Annotated in this window: 17 protein-coding genes and 1 riboswitch; of the genes, 11 read left to right on the forward strand and 6 right to left on the reverse strand. The window is 40.9% G+C overall.

The genetic code is table 11. The annotated features are described in order from the left end of the window. Positions 1–147: 147 nt before the first annotated feature. The 3 genes from ABYB02_RS01510 to ABYB02_RS01520 all read left to right on the forward strand — a co-directional run bounded on the left by ABYB02_RS01510 (position 148) and on the right by ABYB02_RS01520 (position 1,946). Positions 148–672 carry a hypothetical protein gene (locus tag ABYB02_RS01510; protein ID WP_372760352.1) on the forward strand — a complete coding sequence of 175 codons (525 nt, stop codon included), beginning with the start codon at positions 148–150 and terminating at the stop codon, positions 670–672. Between the two features lie 239 nt (positions 673–911). Continuing rightward, entirely contained in the window at positions 912–1,421 is a 510-nt protein-coding gene (locus ABYB02_RS01515; RefSeq protein WP_372760354.1) for a hypothetical protein, read from the forward strand. 6 nt (positions 1,422–1,427) lie between these two features. Continuing rightward, the gene (locus ABYB02_RS01520) at positions 1,428–1,946 is read left to right on the forward strand and encodes a hypothetical protein (protein ID WP_372760356.1); all 519 of its coding nucleotides are present in this window, start codon (positions 1,428–1,430) and stop codon (positions 1,944–1,946) included. Positions 1,947–1,980: 34 nt separating this feature from the next. Here ABYB02_RS01520 and coaD read toward each other — a convergent pair whose 3' ends face one another. Further along, positions 1,981–2,472: a pantetheine-phosphate adenylyltransferase gene (gene coaD / locus ABYB02_RS01525; protein WP_372760358.1), complete on the reverse strand. Its 492-nt coding sequence runs from the start codon at positions 2,470–2,472 to the stop codon at positions 1,981–1,983. A gap of 314 nt (positions 2,473–2,786) precedes the next feature. On the opposite strand from coaD, the gene ABYB02_RS01530 reads away from it, so the two are divergent. Then, a complete protein-coding gene (locus ABYB02_RS01530; protein WP_372760360.1) occupies positions 2,787–3,437 on the forward strand; it encodes a TetR/AcrR family transcriptional regulator in 651 nt (216 codons plus the stop codon). Between the two features lie 200 nt (positions 3,438–3,637). Continuing rightward, the gene (thiI, locus tag ABYB02_RS01535) at positions 3,638–5,095 is read left to right on the forward strand and encodes a tRNA uracil 4-sulfurtransferase ThiI (protein ID WP_372760362.1); all 1,458 of its coding nucleotides are present in this window, start codon (positions 3,638–3,640) and stop codon (positions 5,093–5,095) included. Positions 5,096–5,122: 27 nt separating this feature from the next. On the opposite strand, the gene ABYB02_RS01540 is transcribed toward thiI, so the two are convergent. Continuing rightward, positions 5,123–6,025, reverse strand: a complete 903-nt coding sequence (locus ABYB02_RS01540; protein WP_372760364.1) for a ketopantoate reductase family protein — start codon at positions 6,023–6,025, stop codon at positions 5,123–5,125. Next, positions 6,018–6,368, reverse strand: coding sequence for a VanZ family protein (locus ABYB02_RS01545; protein ID WP_372760366.1), 351 nt, complete (start codon positions 6,366–6,368; stop codon positions 6,018–6,020). Before ABYB02_RS01545 ends, ABYB02_RS01540 begins: the two co-directional genes overlap by 8 nt. 162 nt (positions 6,369–6,530) lie before the next feature. Between ABYB02_RS01545 and ABYB02_RS01550 the strand changes: the two genes are divergently transcribed. From ABYB02_RS01550 to ABYB02_RS01560, 3 genes are all read left to right on the forward strand, one after another. Next, on the forward strand, positions 6,531–7,013 hold the full coding sequence (locus ABYB02_RS01550; protein ID WP_372760368.1) for a YajQ family cyclic di-GMP-binding protein: 483 nt from the start codon (positions 6,531–6,533) through the stop codon (positions 7,011–7,013). A gap of 249 nt (positions 7,014–7,262) precedes the next feature. Further along, positions 7,263–7,697 (forward strand): hypothetical protein, encoded by a 435-nt coding sequence (locus tag ABYB02_RS01555; RefSeq protein WP_372760370.1) that lies wholly within the window; start codon positions 7,263–7,265, stop codon positions 7,695–7,697. Between the two features lie 298 nt (positions 7,698–7,995). Beyond that, positions 7,996–8,162: riboswitch (cobalamin riboswitch) on the forward strand. A 36-nt stretch (positions 8,163–8,198) separates the two neighbouring features. Then, on the forward strand, positions 8,199–10,037 hold the full coding sequence (locus ABYB02_RS01560; protein ID WP_372760372.1) for a TonB-dependent receptor domain-containing protein: 1,839 nt from the start codon (positions 8,199–8,201) through the stop codon (positions 10,035–10,037). A gap of 64 nt (positions 10,038–10,101) precedes the next feature. On the opposite strand, the gene msrA is transcribed toward ABYB02_RS01560, so the two are convergent. The 3 genes from msrA to ABYB02_RS01575 form a co-directional block, all read right to left on the reverse strand. Beyond that, the gene (msrA, locus tag ABYB02_RS01565; protein WP_372760374.1) at positions 10,102–10,638 is read right to left on the reverse strand and encodes a peptide-methionine (S)-S-oxide reductase MsrA; all 537 of its coding nucleotides are present in this window, start codon (positions 10,636–10,638) and stop codon (positions 10,102–10,104) included. Positions 10,639–10,742: 104 nt separating this feature from the next. Continuing rightward, on the reverse strand, positions 10,743–13,841 hold the full coding sequence (locus ABYB02_RS01570) for an efflux RND transporter permease subunit (protein WP_372760376.1): 3,099 nt from the start codon (positions 13,839–13,841) through the stop codon (positions 10,743–10,745). A 3-nt stretch (positions 13,842–13,844) separates the two neighbouring features. After that, a complete protein-coding gene (locus tag ABYB02_RS01575; RefSeq protein WP_372760378.1) occupies positions 13,845–14,897 on the reverse strand; it encodes an efflux RND transporter periplasmic adaptor subunit in 1,053 nt (350 codons plus the stop codon). A 220-nt stretch (positions 14,898–15,117) separates the two neighbouring features. Between ABYB02_RS01575 and ABYB02_RS01580 the strand changes: the two genes are divergently transcribed. The 3 genes from ABYB02_RS01580 (at position 15,118) to ABYB02_RS01590 (ending at position 17,562) form a co-directional block, all read left to right on the forward strand. Continuing rightward, positions 15,118–15,819 carry a DUF2982 domain-containing protein gene (locus tag ABYB02_RS01580; protein ID WP_372760380.1) on the forward strand — a complete coding sequence of 234 codons (702 nt, stop codon included), beginning with the start codon at positions 15,118–15,120 and terminating at the stop codon, positions 15,817–15,819. A gap of 27 nt (positions 15,820–15,846) precedes the next feature. After that, complete coding sequence (locus tag ABYB02_RS01585) at positions 15,847–16,179, forward strand: hypothetical protein (RefSeq protein WP_372760382.1); 333 nt, start codon at positions 15,847–15,849, stop codon at positions 16,177–16,179. Positions 16,180–16,644: 465 nt separating this feature from the next. Beyond that, positions 16,645–17,562, forward strand: coding sequence for an ExeA family protein (locus ABYB02_RS01590; RefSeq protein ID WP_372760384.1), 918 nt, complete (start codon positions 16,645–16,647; stop codon positions 17,560–17,562). The last annotated feature ends 2 nt before the right edge of the window (positions 17,563–17,564 follow it).

The following is a 17,564-nucleotide window of genomic DNA, read 5'->3' on the forward strand; positions in this document are numbered from 1 at the left end:
ATGGAACAAACTGCTAGCCCTAAAACACTGCAATCTGATACAGTAAGCTTTTCTCAAGAAGCAATGGCAGCCGCGGGCGGTGCAGAACTTCAACGCGGTGGGGTTATTGTTGTTCGCCCCAAATAAGTGATAATAAATGGATACTAAATGTTTTTAACTGAGTTTTTTGGGTTGTTTTCTCTGTCAGCATTTGCCTCATGGGGGTTTATGATGGCATTTTTTTTTAACATCTTTATTTATACTTTGGGTGTGAAAAGAAATACAACCTTATTACTCAGTTCATTTATTATGATGGGCTCTTATTTTGCATCGGATTATTTTTTTACTTGGTTATCAGTGCGAAATTCTGTTTATTTAGACTGGGCCTTATATGATTATGCAACTATTGCCATATTAGCATTAGCATATCTAGTCATAAAAAAGACTACTCCCTCTTATTTCTATATTATTTTAGGACTTGCACTTAACTCAATCTTCAGTTTATGTATGTATATCGACATATATGTGAATCAAAATACAACACCTTGGTTTTTTTGGGATATTTATACATTTTCAGTTAATATAATTGATTTGTTTATGATTGTTGCTTTAATTGTTGACCGTGACTTCCTTGCACTACACAAACTAAAAAATAAAATATTATCTCTACATAGTTATACCTCAACTAATTAGTGTACTAGACTATTCACTTAACTTAGTCATAGAGTATTAGAGCTAAAACTTTGAGTACTCTTTCCATGGTTGTTATATTTCGCCACTCCTTTTTTATGTTATTCTCGCATCCCTAAGTTAAACCTAGTTTAGTAGTAACTTGAGATCTACCTGAAAGCTCAAAACCTTTATACATTGTTTCGATAAATAACTATTAATAGGCTTTAATATGAGATTTAACTTTAAAAAACATTTTAAAAATGACTCTTGAAATAATAGTTAGCCAATATATAGCAGCTTTCGTGCAATGGGGTTTTTTAATGACTTTTTTGTACTCGATAGTTACGAGTATTAACAAAAAAGATAAAGCATTGGTTTTCCTCTCGTTTGTTATGTTTAGCTCATATTCTGCGAGCATATTTGTAGCTATTGATACTATTACATACTTCGAATATTTTGCATTCGATATTTTTACATTAGCAACCATTGTTATTTTAGGGCGCTATATAACAAAAGCTGCCGCGTATTATTATTTGCTTATTGGTTTGATGATTAATGCATCGCTTTTTTTTGGGATGCATTATGATATTTTCATAACTGAAAATTATCAGCCGTGGTGGTTTTGGAGTGTTTATTCATTTGGTGTTAACGTTATTGATTTAATGATGATATGCGCCCTTGTTATCAATAGGGACTTTTTAGGTTTAATGAAGCTGAAAGGTTTTTTATTTGGCACTTTGAAAAACGCTAAAATCAGCCTCAGGTCTTAATTAACTATGAATGAGTTTCTCTGGGTACTTGTTGAGTTAGGCGAGAATATTAGTGCATTTATCGCTTGGTTTTTCTTAGTGGCTTTTTTATTTCATTTATCGTCAAGTATAAATAAGCCAAATAAAAGCGCTGTACAGCTGTCGTGTATTATGATGGTTTCTTACTTTTTAAGCTCTTTTCTAAGTTTAGATGCTGTTACTTACTTAGATTATTTTATGTGTGATGCCGTTACTATTTTCATCGTATTGATATGGTACGCTAAAACTAAATTTGCCACGCCTGCAGCGCTTATATACTTAATAACAGGGATGAGTGTAAATGCGTTGTTATTCTTAGGTATGCATTACGATGTTGTGATTTTAAAAAATGAAGATTACTGGTGGTTTTGGGCGGTGTACGCTATTGGAACTATTTCAATTGATTTATTAATGGCGCTGGCATTAATTGTAAATAAAGACATTTTAGGGCTAGAGTGGGCGTTTAAGCAAACACGGGCGGGTTATCTGAATATTCGCCGTATATAGCATAGCGTACTGAAATAGCACGCTACTTACTCAGTTAGCTATAGCTACAGCCTAACTTATCATTAAGTGCAGCTTGAACAATCGGATCGACAAATTCGCTAACATCACCATTATGACGCGCAACTTCTTTAACTAAGGTAGACGAAATAAACGAATTTCGCTCTGCGGGGGTTAAAAATACACTCTCTAAGTCAGGGTTGAGGCGGCGGTTCATATTAGCGAGTTGGAATTCATAGTCAAAATCAGAAACCGCTCTAATGCCCCTTATCAACACATTGGCCTGATGATCTCGCGCTAAATCAGCCAGCAGTCCAGAAAAGCCAATCACTTTAACATTGTTTAGGTGCTGTAAAAGGCTGTTAGCCAGCGCAACGCGCTCATCAAGGCTAAAGCAAGGTTGTTTACTGGGGTTATGAGCTACCGCAACAATCACCGTATCAAACATTTTTGCGGCGCGATGAATAAGGTCGGTGTGCCCGTTGGTTAGCGGATCAAAAGTGCCAGGATAAATTGCAGTAATTTTCATAAATATCGCTTTGTATTATTTTTAGCATAAGTGTAACAGTGTTTTTTATACAAATCAGCTTAGTGTGAATTATCAATACAAATAGCCATTTTTTAAATGTGAACAGTTAGTAAATTAAATTACTATCTCACTTTATTGTAAATAACGCATTATATCGAACATCTGCAAAGCATTTTTTTCACTATAATTGTTTACTAATTTAAGGCAACGGGTTTAAGCACGTGCTCATAGTGTTTAATTTTACTATTTTTGTTTATACTAAGGTACTTAGTTTAGTGAAATGTAACTTGTTGAATAAAATAGAGTGTTAGCTTATGAATACCAAGGATAAAATAATACACACCAGCATTTCATTATTTAATGAGCATGGTGAGCGAGCAATATCAACGAATCACATCGCGTCGCATCTAGGTATGAGCCCAGGTAACCTTTACTACCACTTTAAAAATAAAGAAGACATTTTACGTCATATTTTTGCTTTATACCGCGAGCACTTAAACACGCATTTTAAACCGATTGATAAAGGCGATGATGCATTTAACCATTTAACGGTTTATTTAGATTCATTGTTTGAATTAATGTGGCGCTACCATTTTTTTTACGACAACCTTGGCGATATTTTGGCGCGTGATCCGCAGTTAAAACAAGCCTATATCGATTTTCAATTAACCTTACTCGAGCAAGTGCGTAATATAATTCTTGGCTTGCGTGATAGCGGTATGATTGCAATAGATGAGCCTGATGTGCTTGAACTTGCCCACACATTAAAGTTAACGGTGAGCTTTTGGACTCCTTATATTAAAGCGCGTAGGCTAAGTGGTGCTTTGGCAGAGCAAGATATTTATCATGGCATTTTAAAAGTGTTAGCGTTATTTAGAGCTTATAGTACCGATAAAAACATCGATAAAATGAATCAATTAACAGCAAAATATACTCAGCTTGCTAATTCCGCTTCAAGTAAATAAAGCCGCCAGTCATTAGTACAGCGCATGGTTTAGACGCTCACTCAGTGACCTAAAGGTTAGTTATGTTTGCGCTTTCATTGAGCTTTCATTCTTCAATCATTGAAACTTCACTGGCGGCTATTTCCTAGACGTTAGTTTTTTTGCTATAATCGCGCGCCCAATGCCTGGGAGCGCGAATTCCCGCAGTCTAAGAGTGAACTATGCTTAAATTTATCGTCAAACTACATCCTGAAATTGCCATCAAAAGCCGCTCGGTTCGTAAACGCTTTACTAAGGTGTTAGAAAATAACATTAAAATTGTATTGCGTCGTATTGACGAAAAAGTACAAGTAAGAAATAACTGGGATAATATTTCAGTAACGACGCAGCTTGAAGGTGAGCAAGTGCGCAGTGAGTTTATTGATAGCTTGAAGCGCATTCCGGGTATTGTGCAGTTTATTGAAGTAACCGAAACAGACTTTACAACACTTGACGATATTTATAAAAAAACCATCGCGTTGATTGGTCATACCTTGGTGGGCAAAACATTCTGTGTGCGCGCGAAGCGCATAGGCACTCATGATTTTACCTCAACTGACTTAGAGCGTTATGTCGGGGGGGGATTAAATCAAAATATTGAAGGTGCAAGCGTAAAACTGAGCCGCCCAGAAGTAACCATTCGCCTTGAAGTAAAAGATGATAAAGCTTATATCGTGTCGCATACCCATTTAGGGATGGCGGGTTTTCCGTTGCCAACCCAAGAAGATGTTCTGTCGTTGATGTCGGGTGGCTTTGACTCAGGTGTCGCCAGCTATCAAATGATCCGTAAAGGAGCACGTACGCACTTTTTATTCTTTAATTTGGGCGGCGCTGCACACGAAATTGGTGTAAAGCAAGCAAGCTACTTTTTATGGAAAAAGTATAGCTCTACGCACAAAGTTAAATTTATCACCGTTGATTTTGAGCCTGTGGTAGCTGAAATTCTTGAAAATGTTGAAAACAGTCAAATGGGTGTGGTGCTCAAGCGCATGATGATGCGTGCCGGCAGCAAGGTGGCTGAAAAGCTGAATATACAGGCGCTGGTAACCGGTGAGAGTATAGGTCAGGTTTCAAGCCAAACATTAGCTAACTTAAGCGTGATAGACCGAGTCACCGAAACATTGATTTTACGTCCGCTGATCCAGCACGATAAACAAGAAATTATCAATATTGCGCGGCAAATAGGCACCGCTGAAATGGCCGAAACCATGCCAGAATATTGTGGTGTAATTTCTAAAAAACCTACCGTTAAAGCAAAAATTGAGGTGATCAAAGCTGAAGAAGAGAAGTTTGACTTTGATGTACTTAATACTGTGGTTGAAAATGCCCGTGTAATGGATATTCGCGATATTGACGTAGAAGCCAAGCAAGAGCTAAAAGAAGCTGAGTCGGTTGCCCAGTTACCAGCAGGGGCTGTGGTAGTTGATATTCGCTCTCCAGAAGAAGAAGATGCTGCACCATTAGAGCTAGACGGTATCGAAGTTATCCACTTGCCATTTTTCCGCTTAGCCACTAAGTTTGGTGATTTAGCAAAAGATAAAGACTATTACCTCTATTGCGAACGCGGGGTAATGAGTCAGTTGCAAGCGCTTATTTTACACGAGCAAGGCTTTACTAACGTTAAAGTATATCGTCCGTAAAGCAACTGAAATATGAATAGCGTGGTTTTAAACCGCGCTTTTTTTTGCCTCAATTTTCATCAGCATCATATCATTGTAGGGCGTTTTCACCTTATAGCGCTTTCCTTGCTCACTTATATAACCACAAATAGCGGCTATCTCACTGGTGCGGTTATGGGCTATATCTTGTTGCATAGAGGAGTAATTTTCGGCGGTAAGGGTCATTACGCTGTAGGCGCTATTTAGGGCGCTGACTAATGAAATATCAAGCTGTTGCGCTTTAGCAATATGACATGCCTCGGCAAGTAGATTCATAATAGTGGTGCAGTATATAGGGCTGCGCAGCTGACCATTTTTAATATTGTAGAGTGCCGTTAGCGGGTTAATAGCAATATTAACCAGCAGCTTTTTAAAGCGCAGCTGATGAATAATCTCGGTACTCGTTAAATGAGGAATGGCTTTTAACAACGCGGTCATGTTTGCGCTGTTTTTTAAGGCCAAGGGATTACAACCACCGAGAATGCTATGTCCTTCGCCGGTGTGCTGCACTATATAATGATTCGATTTAAATCCCGCCATTGTGGTGGTAAGAAAATACAATGCTTGATCAGCGCCTAACTCCGCATTTAGCTGTTCAACATTGCCCATCCCATTATGCGAAAGTATGATGGCGCAGCGGCTATTTAAATAAGGTTTTAATTGCGCAAACGCATCGGCAACCTGAAATGCCTTTACGGCAAATAAAACCACATCAAATTCGGCTAAATGTGGTAACTGCTCGAGTGAGATAAATTGCGCGTTAATAGCTTGTGATGGTTGGTTTTTATGACTGTAAAAACGCGTGTTTTTGCTGTTTTTACGAGTTAAAACAGTGACTTTATGCTGGCTACTTAAAAAGTGGCTAAACAGTAAGCCAATTGCACCATCACCCACAATAAGAATGTTAGTCATGACGGTTCTTTTTGCTAAAAGGATAAATAACTTTGATAAAAAAGTAACTTGCCGCACCGGCAAAGTCAGCAATAAAATCGGCCAGCGAGGCGTGTCGATAAGGGAGAGTATGTTGCATTATTTCAATTGCAGCCCCATAACCTGCCAACAATAAAATTTGCACATATAAAGGCAGTTTAAACGCTTTATCCATGATCATGGCCAGTATAAAGAAAACGCCAAAGTGGGCGACTTTATCAACATGCGGAAATAGGTTGCCAACGCCTTTTATTTCTTTAGCAAATAAAAAAGTAAACGCCACAATACTGAGCAAAAAAATTGCTTGATAAACACGCCTTGTCACGACAAATCCTACAATCGCTTAAAAAAGAGACCGTAGTATATCAAACTAATAACGTATCGTAGCTGAACAAAGTGCATAAAAGTGTAAAGATTTATATTTTTAGCGGTATAATCGCTTTATAAGGTTACGTATAAATTAAGATTAAATAGTTAGGAGAAAGCAATGCCTTCATTTGATATTGTATCAGAAGTAGAAATGAACGAAGCTAAAAACGCGGTAGATAATGCAAACCGTGAATTAGAAACACGCTTTGACTTTAGAGGTGTTGACGCATCTATTGAACTTAATGACAAAGTAATTAAGCTTAAAGCGGAAGCAGACTCTCAGGTTATGCAATTATTTGATATTTTAGCCAGTAAAATATCTAAGCGTGGCATGGATGTAGCGAGTCTTGAGCTGCAAGATATTAGTCGTGCAGGTAAAAATGTGTTTCGTAACGTTGCTTTAAAGCAAGGTATCGAGAAAGACATGGCTAAAAAAGTAGTGAAAGCGATTAAAGATTCTAAGGTTAAGGTACAAGCTGCAATTCAAGGCGAAGAAGTGCGCGTAACCGGTAAAAAACGTGACGATCTTCAGGAGGCAATGCAAGTAGTACGTAGTGCCGATTTAGGGCAACCATTCCAGTTTAAAAACTTCCGCGATTAATTTTAATGGCTTAATAAAATGGGAGTCACTTCATTACTCCCATTTTATTTTATTCTCCGAGGGTTATTAGCAGCACATCTCGCGGGTGGATGCAGCGACGTTAAAATAGACATACAATCACCATAAATTACTCCTCACTCTATTGTAAAACTGACCAAGCTAAACAATAGTTAATAGAACTATTTTTGTTCAGCTAATGGCCTTGCCTGCGAGTGATAAATGAAAAATTGTATATTAAAGATTACCTATATGTTGTTAATGATAGGGGGAGTAGCGGCTCAAGCAAATGAGCAAGTTAAACATATTCCGGGTGTGTTTATTGGTGTTACTCATATTGATAATGAAGCCGAGTTTACTTTTGGTGTTGAGTATGAGTATAAGCTCGATAAGCAGTGGGGATTAGGGTTGATTTACGAACGTACTAATAATGCTCACCATGGTGATGGGGTAAGCGTCTCTTTAGCATCGGCATACTTTCACCCTAACAAAAGCATACGATTAGGAGTGGGGATAGGTGAAGAGCGTGTTGGCGGAAGTCATTCACACAGCGATACATTATACCGCCTCAGTGCAGCTTATGATTTTCATATTGGCGAATTTGGTATTGCGCCAGCTATTGCCGTGGACTTTGTAAATGATCAAGAAGCTCTTGTTATTGGTTTTGCAGTAACTCGACCTTTCTAGTATTAAATTCAGAAACTTGCGTTGCTTTAATGCAAATAATTAAAGTTGTTGTAGCTTTACCAATAACGTCAAGAAAAAGTACCTCAAGCGTATTATTAGCATCCTTAAGTTGTAAGGCACGGTGCTATAAGCAGATCTTCGCGTGAGCATTTAACCATTTGTTAATTATGCCACCAAGTAGCATAGCACTCTAGAAGGTATTTGTTTTTATAAGCTCTGTAATATTTAGATGTATAGCCGTCCATTGACATTTGTAACCAAAATACTCACAATAACGACCTATTTTCAAGGTGCTTGCTAAGTGTCTTTATTTCAACGTATTGAAATATTTGGCAAGATAATCGGGAAGTTGGTGCGACTTCAGTGATGAAGGCAATGCCAACACTGCCCCCGCAACGGTAAAGTATTAATGCTTATTGAAGTGTTTACTGAGTCCGGAGACCGGCCTTGATGTAATCTTACTTTCTAACCTCTTTGCGGTGGGCAAAGACAGGGGACATCATGTTAACTAAAACTACTCTAGGCGTTGCAATTTCGGCGGCGCTATCATTCTCTGTATCTGCTACAGAGCAACCAATTGAAAAAATTACCGTTACCGCTAATAAATTTGAGCAGTCAATTAATAATGTATTGGCAAGTGTTGTACTTATTGAGCGCAGTGATATTGAGCGCAGTAATGTACGCGACTTGCCTAGCTTATTAGCGACTCAAGTGGGCTTTCAAATTAATGCAAATGGTGGCTTTGGACAAAATTCAGGTGTGTCGTTACGCGGCTCTGGCACGCGGCACACGTTAGTATTGGTTGATGGGGTACGTACAGGGTCAGCAACGCTTGGCTATACCGCCATCAGTAATATTGCGCTTAATTCAATTGAGCGCATTGAAATAGTAAAGGGCTCTCGAGCCGCAGTATATGGCTCGGATGCGTTAGCAGGGGTTATTAATATTATTACCCGTAAAGCAACATCGCTAACGCTTGATGCTACGTTTGGTTCAGACGCTTACCAAAATTACCAAATAGCAGGTACCCATGCTAGTGGGGCAACCACAGCCTCGTTTAATGCAGGGATTGAAAAAACAGATGGTTTTGATGTGCTACAAGGTGTTGCAGCTGATGAAGATGACTATAAAAATAAAAACATTGGCTTCAACATTAGCTATGTAGATGCCCAGCTAGGTAAATTTAAACTACTTGGGCAATACAGCGAAGGACATGCACACTATGACAGTGCCTTTTCTTTAGTCGATAGCGAGGTAGAAAATAACGAGTTTCAGAACTACCAAACAGCCTTAGGCTGGGAAAAGTCATTTGATACGCACACGCATGCTATTAAACTGGCATTTTCAAGTGATGCTGCTGATAATTACCGCATAGATTACACCGGTGCCACGGTGGTTGATGTGTTTGAAACACAACGAAAGCAACTAGATTACACTAGCCACTACCAAGTCGCTGAAACGTTAGAGTTCAGCGGCGGAGTAAACTGGTACAAAGATGATATTTCAGGTACCTCAGGTGATTATGCTAAAGACAGCCGTGAAGTGTTGGCAGGTTTTATCGGCGCTTATTATGACGACGAAAAGCTGCTGGCAAATTTAGCGGTACGCTACGATAACGACCAATATTTTGGTGATGAAACAACATACACTGCCGCTTTGGGTTATCATTTACATAACAATGCAACCTTTAGAATAAGCCAAAGTAGTGGCTTTAAAGCGCCTACATTTAATGATCTGTATTATCCGTTTTCTGGTAATGCTGACTTAGCACCCGAAACGTCAGTGAATCAGGAAATTGGCTTAAGCTTAGATTTTTCACAGGCAACAGTTGAAGTGGCCATCTTCAGAAATGAGATTGAGAACCTTATTGCGTGGGCACCGAATGCCGCCGGAGATTGGCAACCAGAAAATATTAATAAGGCACGTCATGAAGGGGTTGAGTTTAGCTTTGCTAATGACGTATTGGGCTTCGATAATCAGCTTAACTTTACTTATTTAAGTGCTAAAAATAGTGAAACAGGCGCTGCGCAAACTTATGTTTCACCACGCTCAGTTAATTGGTCGGTAGCTAAGCAATGGGGCGATTTTGATGCCGGTTTTAGCATGCAATACCGTAGCCAGCGCGAGGGTAAACTCACTAAATTAAGTGCATATACGCTTTGGAATCTAGCGGCTAACTACCAAGTTAATGAGCATGTCACAGTTTCGCTTCGAGTCGAAAACCTGTTTGATAAAGAGTATAACGCGGTTGACTCACATGCTGACTTCACCACCGGTGAGGTCTATTATTATAACACCGCAGAGCGGCGCTTTTTTGCTGGTGCCAGCTACCAGTTTTAAACATTTAATTTAAAGACAAAAAGCCCGCTAAACAGCGGGCTTCTTTATTTGCGGGCACCCAGCTTTAATTCGCCAAAAATGCTTTAAATACAGTGGCAAACTTTTGCAATTTAGGTGCAATTAAGATACTGCAGTACCCTTGTTGCGGGTTCTGGTTATAGTAATCTTGATGAAACTGCTCCGCTGGATAAAACTGCGTTGCGGGGCTAATTTCAGTGACAATCGGCTCGTCAAGGTGAGCCTGTAATTGAGCAATAGCGGCAATGGTTTGTGCGTGTTGCTCGCGAGTATGGTAATACACCACACTGCGATACTGCGTCCCTATGTCGTTTCCTTGGCGATTCAGCTGTGTTGCATCATGCAGAGTAAAAAACATTGCTAATAAGGTCTCATAGCTAACTACTGAGCTGTCAAATTCAATCCGTACCACTTCGGCGTGGCCGGTGTTGCCACTACAAACTGATTCGTAGGTCGGTGTGGCGGTATGTCCACCGGTGTAACCAGAGTGCACCACCAATACACCTTTAACCCGCCTAAAAGCCGCGTCAATACACCAAAAACAGCCGCCACCAAAAGTCGCTACTTGGGATGTTGAGTTCATAAATATTCCCTAAAAAAGAAGATGTGGGGGAGTCGATAATACCCTGTGAGCATAAGTCTAAAGCGCCGTAACAGCAAGATCACGGCGCAGAAGGGGGAGCGTTATTAAATTTCTTCGACAGGCTTGGCCGTTGCTTGTTTTGTTAGTTTTTGTTGTAAAAACTCGGGTGATTGCGTGTTACGCGCCAACGCATAATAGGCCGAAGGCACTACAAACAAGGTTAATAAGGTCGAAACAATAACTCCTGCAAATACCACAACACCAATTACCATACGGCTTTCAGCTCCCGGGCCTGATGCTAGTACTAACGGCACTGCACTCATTACTGTGGTCAATGACGTCATTATTATAGGGCGTAAACGTAGGGTCGCTGCTTGTAAAACCGCCTCACTAAACTCTACGCCTTTATCGCGCAGCTGGTTAGTAAATTCAACAATAAGTATGCCGTTTTTAGCGCTTAAGCCAATCAGCATTACAATACCAATTTGACTATAAATGTTGAGTGTCAGCCCCGTGGCCCACAAGCCAAACATTGCTCCCATTAAGCCCAGAGGCACCGTCAGCATAATAACAAACGGGTGAATAAAGCTTTCAAACTGCGCTGCGAGCACTAAAAAGGTAACCGTCAGCGCTAAAATAAACACATAGACCATTGCTGAGGCGCCTTCGTAAAATAACTGCGATTCGCCTTTGTAATCTATGGCGCCATCAATGTCATTTTCTTCCATAGCCACTTTATTTAAAAAGCTAAGTGCTTGTTCGAGCGTATAGCCATCGGCTAAGTTAGCGCTCAGGGTAATGGCACGCATGCGGTTATAGCGGTTTAGGCGCGATGCGGTGGCTTCTTCTGTTAGGCTAATCAAACTATCTAAAGGCACCAGTTGACCACTGCGCGACTTAAGATAAATATTAGAGATATCAGTTGGGTTAGCAAAATCGGCTTTAGTGCCTTTTAAAATCACATCGTATTCTTCGCCCCGGTCAATAAAGGTCGTGACGCGACGTTGGCCAAGCATGGTTTCGAGTGTACGCCCTACATCTGAGACAGAAATACCTAAATCGGCGGCTTTGTTTTTATCAATGCTGACTAAAAATTGTGGGAAAGTTTCTTTATAGTCATGATCAATTCTTACCAAACCTGGATTTTCTTCAGCACGTTTAATAATACGATCGCGCCAGTCGGCTAGTTGTGCATAATCATTACCTTGTAGCACAAACTCAATCGGGCGTGACGAGCCGCCACCGCCAATACCGCGGCGCATAATAGCAAAGGCTCGCACATCGGTAACTTCTTGCATTTTGGTGCTTATTTCGTCCATGATCTGCCAAGTAGAACGGCTGCGTTTATCCCAATCGGCCATACCAACAATCGCCACACCGCCACTGCCACCCCAGCCAGGAACGCGTACCAGTACGCGACTCAGTTCGCCAGCCTCTGCATAAGGTAATAAGCGTTGTTCAATTTGGCTCATATTAGCAGCGTTGTTTTCGTAACTTGCACCTTCAGGGCCACTCATCATTACAAAGAAAGTACCGCGGTCTTCTTTTGGAGTGAGCTCCGATGGGATGTGTGAAAATAATGAATAGCTGACAAATCCAGCGAGTAATAGGGTGATCATCAAGCCCCATTTGCGGGTCATATTTGTAGCCAATGAGCGACGGTAGCTATTCTCAACTCGCGTAAAAAAGCGGTTCATAGCTTGGCTAAATTTACTTTCTTTTTCAGAGGCTTTTAATACTTTAGAGCACAGCGCTGGGGATAAGGTTAACGCGGTAATGCTTGAAAAGAATACGGCTGCGCTGACCGCCATGGCAAATTCGGTAAATAATGCACCAATTCGGCCATCCATAAACACCAGTGGTACAAACACCGAAATAAGCACTAACGTGGTGGCTATAATTGCAAAGCCCACTTCGCGTGCGCCTCTATACGCTGCAAGTAGGGGAGGCTCGCCAAGCTCAATACGACGGTGAATGTTTTCCAGCATTACAATAGCATCATCAACCACTAAACCTATGGCTAACACCAGTGCGAGTAAGGTAAGTAGGTTGATTGAATAACCCATCGCGAGTAAGAACATAAAGCTGCTGACTAGCGCCACCGGCACGGTCACCGCGGGAATAAGCGTAGCGCGAATATTACCTAAAAATAAAAAAATAATAAGCACCACAAGCGCCATCGAAATAGCCAAAGTGCGATACACTTCGTTAATTGACTCTTTGATAAAAATTGACGAGTCATAACTGTCTTCAATGGTGGTGCCTTTTGGTAGGTTGCGCTTTATTTTTTCAAGTTCGGCACGGGCGTTATCAACCACGGTTAAGGTATTCGCTTTAGCTTGCTTTACTATGCCTAAACCAATCATGTTACGGCCATTACCGCGAAATAAGCTTTCTTCGTCGGCGGCTTCTAAATGCACATCGGCCACTTCGTTTAAGCGCACTAAGTAGCCATCCTCACCACGCTTTATGACGAGGTTTTCAAAGTCACGCTGATCTTTATAGCTGCGCGCCGTACGTACTGTAAAATCACGGTCGACCGATTCAATTTCACCGGCCGGTAACTCGACGTTTTCGGTACGCAATATTTGCTCTATATCGCTGGCAGTAATACCCCGTGCCGCCATTGCTTGGCGGTTAAGCCAAATTTTCATTGCGTACTTACGCTCGCCACCTATGCGTACGTTCGACACGCCATCGACCACAGCTAAACGGTCAACAATATAGCGCTGGGCGTAGTCTGATAATTGCATTGAATCCATGCTGTCACTATTGAGTACAAACCACACAATGGGGCTTTCGTCGCTGTTTGACTTTGACACCTCGGGCGGACGTACTTGCTCTGGTAAACTGTCGAGGGCGCGGGCGACACGCTCGCGTACATCATTTGAGGCGGCATCGATATCGCGCTTAATATCAAACTCAATAGTAATGTTTGAACGACCATTACGACTTGAAGAGTTAATACTTTTTATCCCTTCAATTCCCGAAATACGGTTTTCTATTACTTGAGTAATTTTCGTTTCAATAATTTCTGCTGAGGCGCCAGTGTATTGCGTACTGATATTAACAATCGGTGTTTCAATGTCGGGGTATTCACGCAGTGGCAACATGCTAAAAGCAACTAAACCAAAGGTGAGCAGTAGTAAGTTAATTACTATGGCAAAAACGGGGCGTTTAACGCTGGTGTCGGTTATTTTCACGTGTTACCCCTTTACGCTTACTTTACTACCAGAGCGAATTTTAATGAGCCCCTCAGTAATAATTTGCTCGCCATCATGTAGCCCTTTTTCTATTGCTACCCAACCATTATTTCTGCCCGCAACTTGAACTTCTACCCGTTGCGCGACGCCGTTTTGAATTTGGTACACATAGTGTTTATCTTGTAGTGGAATAATCGCTTTTTCGGGCACCATTAGCGCTTGATTACTGCTCAGCTCTAACGCGGTTTTAAGCAGCATGCCTGGGCGCAATAAGCCCGACTTATTAACAAAGCTGGCGGTTACTTCAACGCTGCGGGTCACAGAGTCAATGCGTGAACTAATATGCGTTACCTTGCCAACAAAGGTATGCTCTGGGTAGGCATCGTTTTGAGCCAGTACTTTCATCGCCGTTGCTAATTGGGCTAAGTATTTTTCAGGCACCTTAAAATCAACTTTAATAATACTAATGTCATCGAGCGTGGTAATAATTGAATTGCTATTAACATAAGCACCAATCGAAATTTCACGCTTACCTAGCATGCCTGAAAAAGGGGCCGTGATGGTCATTTCTGCGAGTTTGGTTTTAGCACTTTCTAATTGCGCTTGGGTAGCATCAACCCGTGATAGCTGCTCTTCAAGTAATGACTTGGCAGTCGATTGTGAGCGCGCCAGTTCTGTGAGTCTGTCGAGTTGGCGCTTTTCCTCGCGCAAATTAATGTTCAACTCTTTTACTGCAATTTGCTCTTGCTGGCTTTGTAGTTGTACTAGCTTTTGCCCTTGTGAGACTAAGTCACCATCTTCAAAGTAAATGTCTGTCACGTAGTCACTTTGTGCACTGGTAATAACCACCGCTTGGTTTGCTCGAGCACTGCCAATGGCCTCAATCATTACCGCATTTTCTTGGGTAGTTACGGTATGGGCCGCAACTTGTGTCGCCATTTGAGAAAAATTAGTTTGCTCACCTTGGCTCGGTGGTAAATATAAGTACACACTAAATATAACGAGTAACGTAATAATAAATGGGAAAAGGGCTTTACCAGATTGTCTTGAGTACATTGCTTTCATACCTGAAAATAAATTATAACTATTGTACGAAATAACATCGAGAAAAGACGGTTATATATCCCATTAATTTGTGCATTAGGCGTAAATGTATTTAGCTGTGTGGTAACGCACTGATTTATTGGTGTTAATGGAACTGGTAAAGTGACTCAAAAGTTGGCTAAGTTAGCTTTGTTAAGGATTATTGCTATTTTTATAAGGTGGTGTTATTTGCATGGCAAAATGTAAAACAGCGGTTGTTAAGTACCGTGCGCAAGGAGCGCGCCATGGTGCTGAGACGCTAATTGTCGGCGCAATTGGTTTAATTGTTATTATGTTAGTTAACTTATTACGCCCAGGCACGATTACCATCGTTGAGATATTTTTGCTCAGTGCCTGCTTAGGTGCAATAATGATTGGTTTTTTTAAAACCCAAGAGCCTTATTACAGCTTATTGTTAACAGCCAAACAGTTAACTTATCAGCATAAATACGGGGGCTGGCAGCTATCGCATAATAATTTTAAACACAGTGGAGTGCCTAAAATTGTGGCCGGATTTGAAGTTATTGAACTTAATGCAATAGGCATAAAAGTAAATGATATGGATGAGTTTTTAGCTGCATTAGCGCCCAGAATAGCGGGTAAATTATTAATAGAGCAGCGTAACCTGTTTATGCAGCTGGTTAAAGTGCATTGCAAAAGTGGCGATTGTCCATCAGAATGGCTAGTAGAAGATAACCACTACCACTCTCAACAGGGGGGAAGCTATAGTGGTTTGATAGCTATGTTTGCCAATCGATGTAAACACCTTAAATTACTAACGGGGTATGATTTACTGTTACCCGCAAGTGTATTAGATAAAAATATATGGGGAATGAGTAGCGACCTAAATAATTGGAAGCGTAACCCCTGTGAGTTTATAACGTCGCAACAATAAAATTAAACCGCGGCAGTAGGAAAGCCAATGAGCCAAGAAAGAGCTTTTTTAAAAAGTGGTCGAAATACCATAATACATAAAGACAAAAAACTTGATTTAGTTATTGTTAATTCAGAGATCCATCCGCGAATTAAAGTGACCCAAAATGGACTTGAGCCATTTAAAGAAGAACTACCAAAAAATCGCCGTGATGCTAAAGAACGTTACTTAGAAGTCGTGTATATAAGCAGTGCAGAAGTATTTGCTGAAGAAAAGCGCTTACTGTTTATTCAAGCATTGGATGGGCGTGAATATAAAGTGGATTATAGTAAAGTCGGCACTAAGTTATTTGTCCGCGTGCATCAGGATAGTTATTTGTAATGTTGCAAGCAGGCTTATATACATCAGTCACTAGCAAGCACCCTAGTGCGTTAGCTTTGGTGTATAGCGGCAAAGCCGGTAGTTACAAGCGGCTATAACTCCAGCTAATAATAACGGTTAGTGCAGTTGCAGGTAATATGAGTATCTAATTTATAGTAACTTAATCACCGATGACCTCTATGACGCAGTAGTCCTTATGGCAAATAAATATTGCCATTTGTTACTCCCTCACTTGTTACCCCCCTACTTGTAAAAATGCGGGCGCTGCATACTGCGGCGCAGCAACCATGCCTTTAACTGTTACGGGGACTTTAGTCGCTCGGAGTAAAGGCGCAATTAACTAACCGCTATGCGGCTGTTATCTATTAATAAAGGTTATTTCAATAATAAAACAGGCTGGCTGTTGTCACTTAGGCTATTTATTTGCCATTATAGGCGGTGATTTAATTACCAAGGAATACTCAGGTGTATTTAAGCTATTTTGGTTTGCGTGAAAAACCATTTTCAATCTCGCCTAACCCGCACTACTTATTTTTAAGTGAACGCCATAAAGAAGCCTTGGCACACCTTACCTATGGCTTAGGTGAGGACGGTGGCTTTGTGTTATTAACCGGCGAAGTAGGGACGGGTAAAACGACGATAACCCGCAGCATGTTAGAGCAGCTGCCGGAAAACACCCAATTAGCGATGATCCACAATCCGGCACTTTCCGAGTTGGAGCTGTTAGCCAGCATTTGTGATGAGCTAAGTATTAATTATGATACACGGCATGCCAGCCTAAAAAGCCTAACCGATATTATTAAAAAGCACCTTGAAGCGAATAATAAAGCGGGTGGCCACACCATACTGATTATTGATGAAGCGCAACTACTGGCCCCAGATGTGCTGGAACAGCTGCGTTTATTAACCAATATAGAAACGGATCATAAAAAATTATTACAAATTGTATTAGTGGGTCAACCAGAGCTACAAGAACTGTTAAAGCGCAATGAATTAAGGCAGTTGGCACAGCGTATCACAGCGCGTTATCACTTACTGCCGCTAACGCAAGGGCAAACCGTGGCGTACATTAAGCATCGCTTACACGTTGCAGGGTGCGATCAAGCGTTATTTTCTCTCGATGCGATGCAAGCCGTGCATCAAGTCACCGGGGGGGTACCGCGATTAATGAACTTGGTATGTGAACGTGCCCTCGTTGGTGCGTTTGCCAAACAACAACACATCATTGATAGCAATATTATAAAAAAGTCGGCCAGTGAATCGCTGCCCGCTGATTTTGTTGCTGTCACAGATACCCCCACTAAACATACGCCGAGGTGGTTATATGGTTTAGCGTTTGTTGCTTTATTTGCAATAGGTGTAGGGCTTTCATATATTTTATAGTT

The organism is Pseudoalteromonas sp. (assembly GCF_041613455.1).
GTDB lineage: Bacteria > Pseudomonadota > Gammaproteobacteria > Enterobacterales > Alteromonadaceae > Pseudoalteromonas.

Excerpts from the sequence above, each read along its gene's own strand:
- ABYB02_RS01530 (WP_372760360.1), top strand. The coding sequence starts at position 2,787 with ATGAATACCAAGGATAAAATAATACACACCAGCATTTCATTATTTAAT.
- ABYB02_RS01520 (WP_372760356.1), top strand. The coding sequence starts at position 1,428 with ATGAATGAGTTTCTCTGGGTACTTGTTGAGTTAGGCGAGAATATTAGT.
- ABYB02_RS01585 (WP_372760382.1), top strand. The coding sequence starts at position 15,847 with ATGAGCCAAGAAAGAGCTTTTTTAAAAAGTGGTCGAAATACCATAATA.
- ABYB02_RS01540 (WP_372760364.1), bottom strand. The coding sequence starts at position 6,025 with ATGACTAACATTCTTATTGTGGGTGATGGTGCAATTGGCTTACTGTTT.
- ABYB02_RS01560 (WP_372760372.1), top strand. The coding sequence starts at position 8,199 with ATGTTAACTAAAACTACTCTAGGCGTTGCAATTTCGGCGGCGCTATCA.
- ABYB02_RS01550 (WP_372760368.1), top strand. The coding sequence starts at position 6,531 with ATGCCTTCATTTGATATTGTATCAGAAGTAGAAATGAACGAAGCTAAA.
- ABYB02_RS01515 (WP_372760354.1), top strand. The coding sequence starts at position 912 with ATGACTCTTGAAATAATAGTTAGCCAATATATAGCAGCTTTCGTGCAA.
- msrA (WP_372760374.1), bottom strand. The coding sequence starts at position 10,638 with ATGAACTCAACATCCCAAGTAGCGACTTTTGGTGGCGGCTGTTTTTGG.
- ABYB02_RS01555 (WP_372760370.1), top strand. The coding sequence starts at position 7,263 with ATGTTGTTAATGATAGGGGGAGTAGCGGCTCAAGCAAATGAGCAAGTT.
- ABYB02_RS01580 (WP_372760380.1), top strand. The coding sequence starts at position 15,118 with ATGGCAAAATGTAAAACAGCGGTTGTTAAGTACCGTGCGCAAGGAGCG.
- ABYB02_RS01510 (WP_372760352.1), top strand. The coding sequence starts at position 148 with ATGTTTTTAACTGAGTTTTTTGGGTTGTTTTCTCTGTCAGCATTTGCC.
- coaD (WP_372760358.1), bottom strand. The coding sequence starts at position 2,472 with ATGAAAATTACTGCAATTTATCCTGGCACTTTTGATCCGCTAACCAAC.
- ABYB02_RS01575 (WP_372760378.1), bottom strand. The coding sequence starts at position 14,897 with ATGTACTCAAGACAATCTGGTAAAGCCCTTTTCCCATTTATTATTACG.
- thiI (WP_372760362.1), top strand. The coding sequence starts at position 3,638 with ATGCTTAAATTTATCGTCAAACTACATCCTGAAATTGCCATCAAAAGC.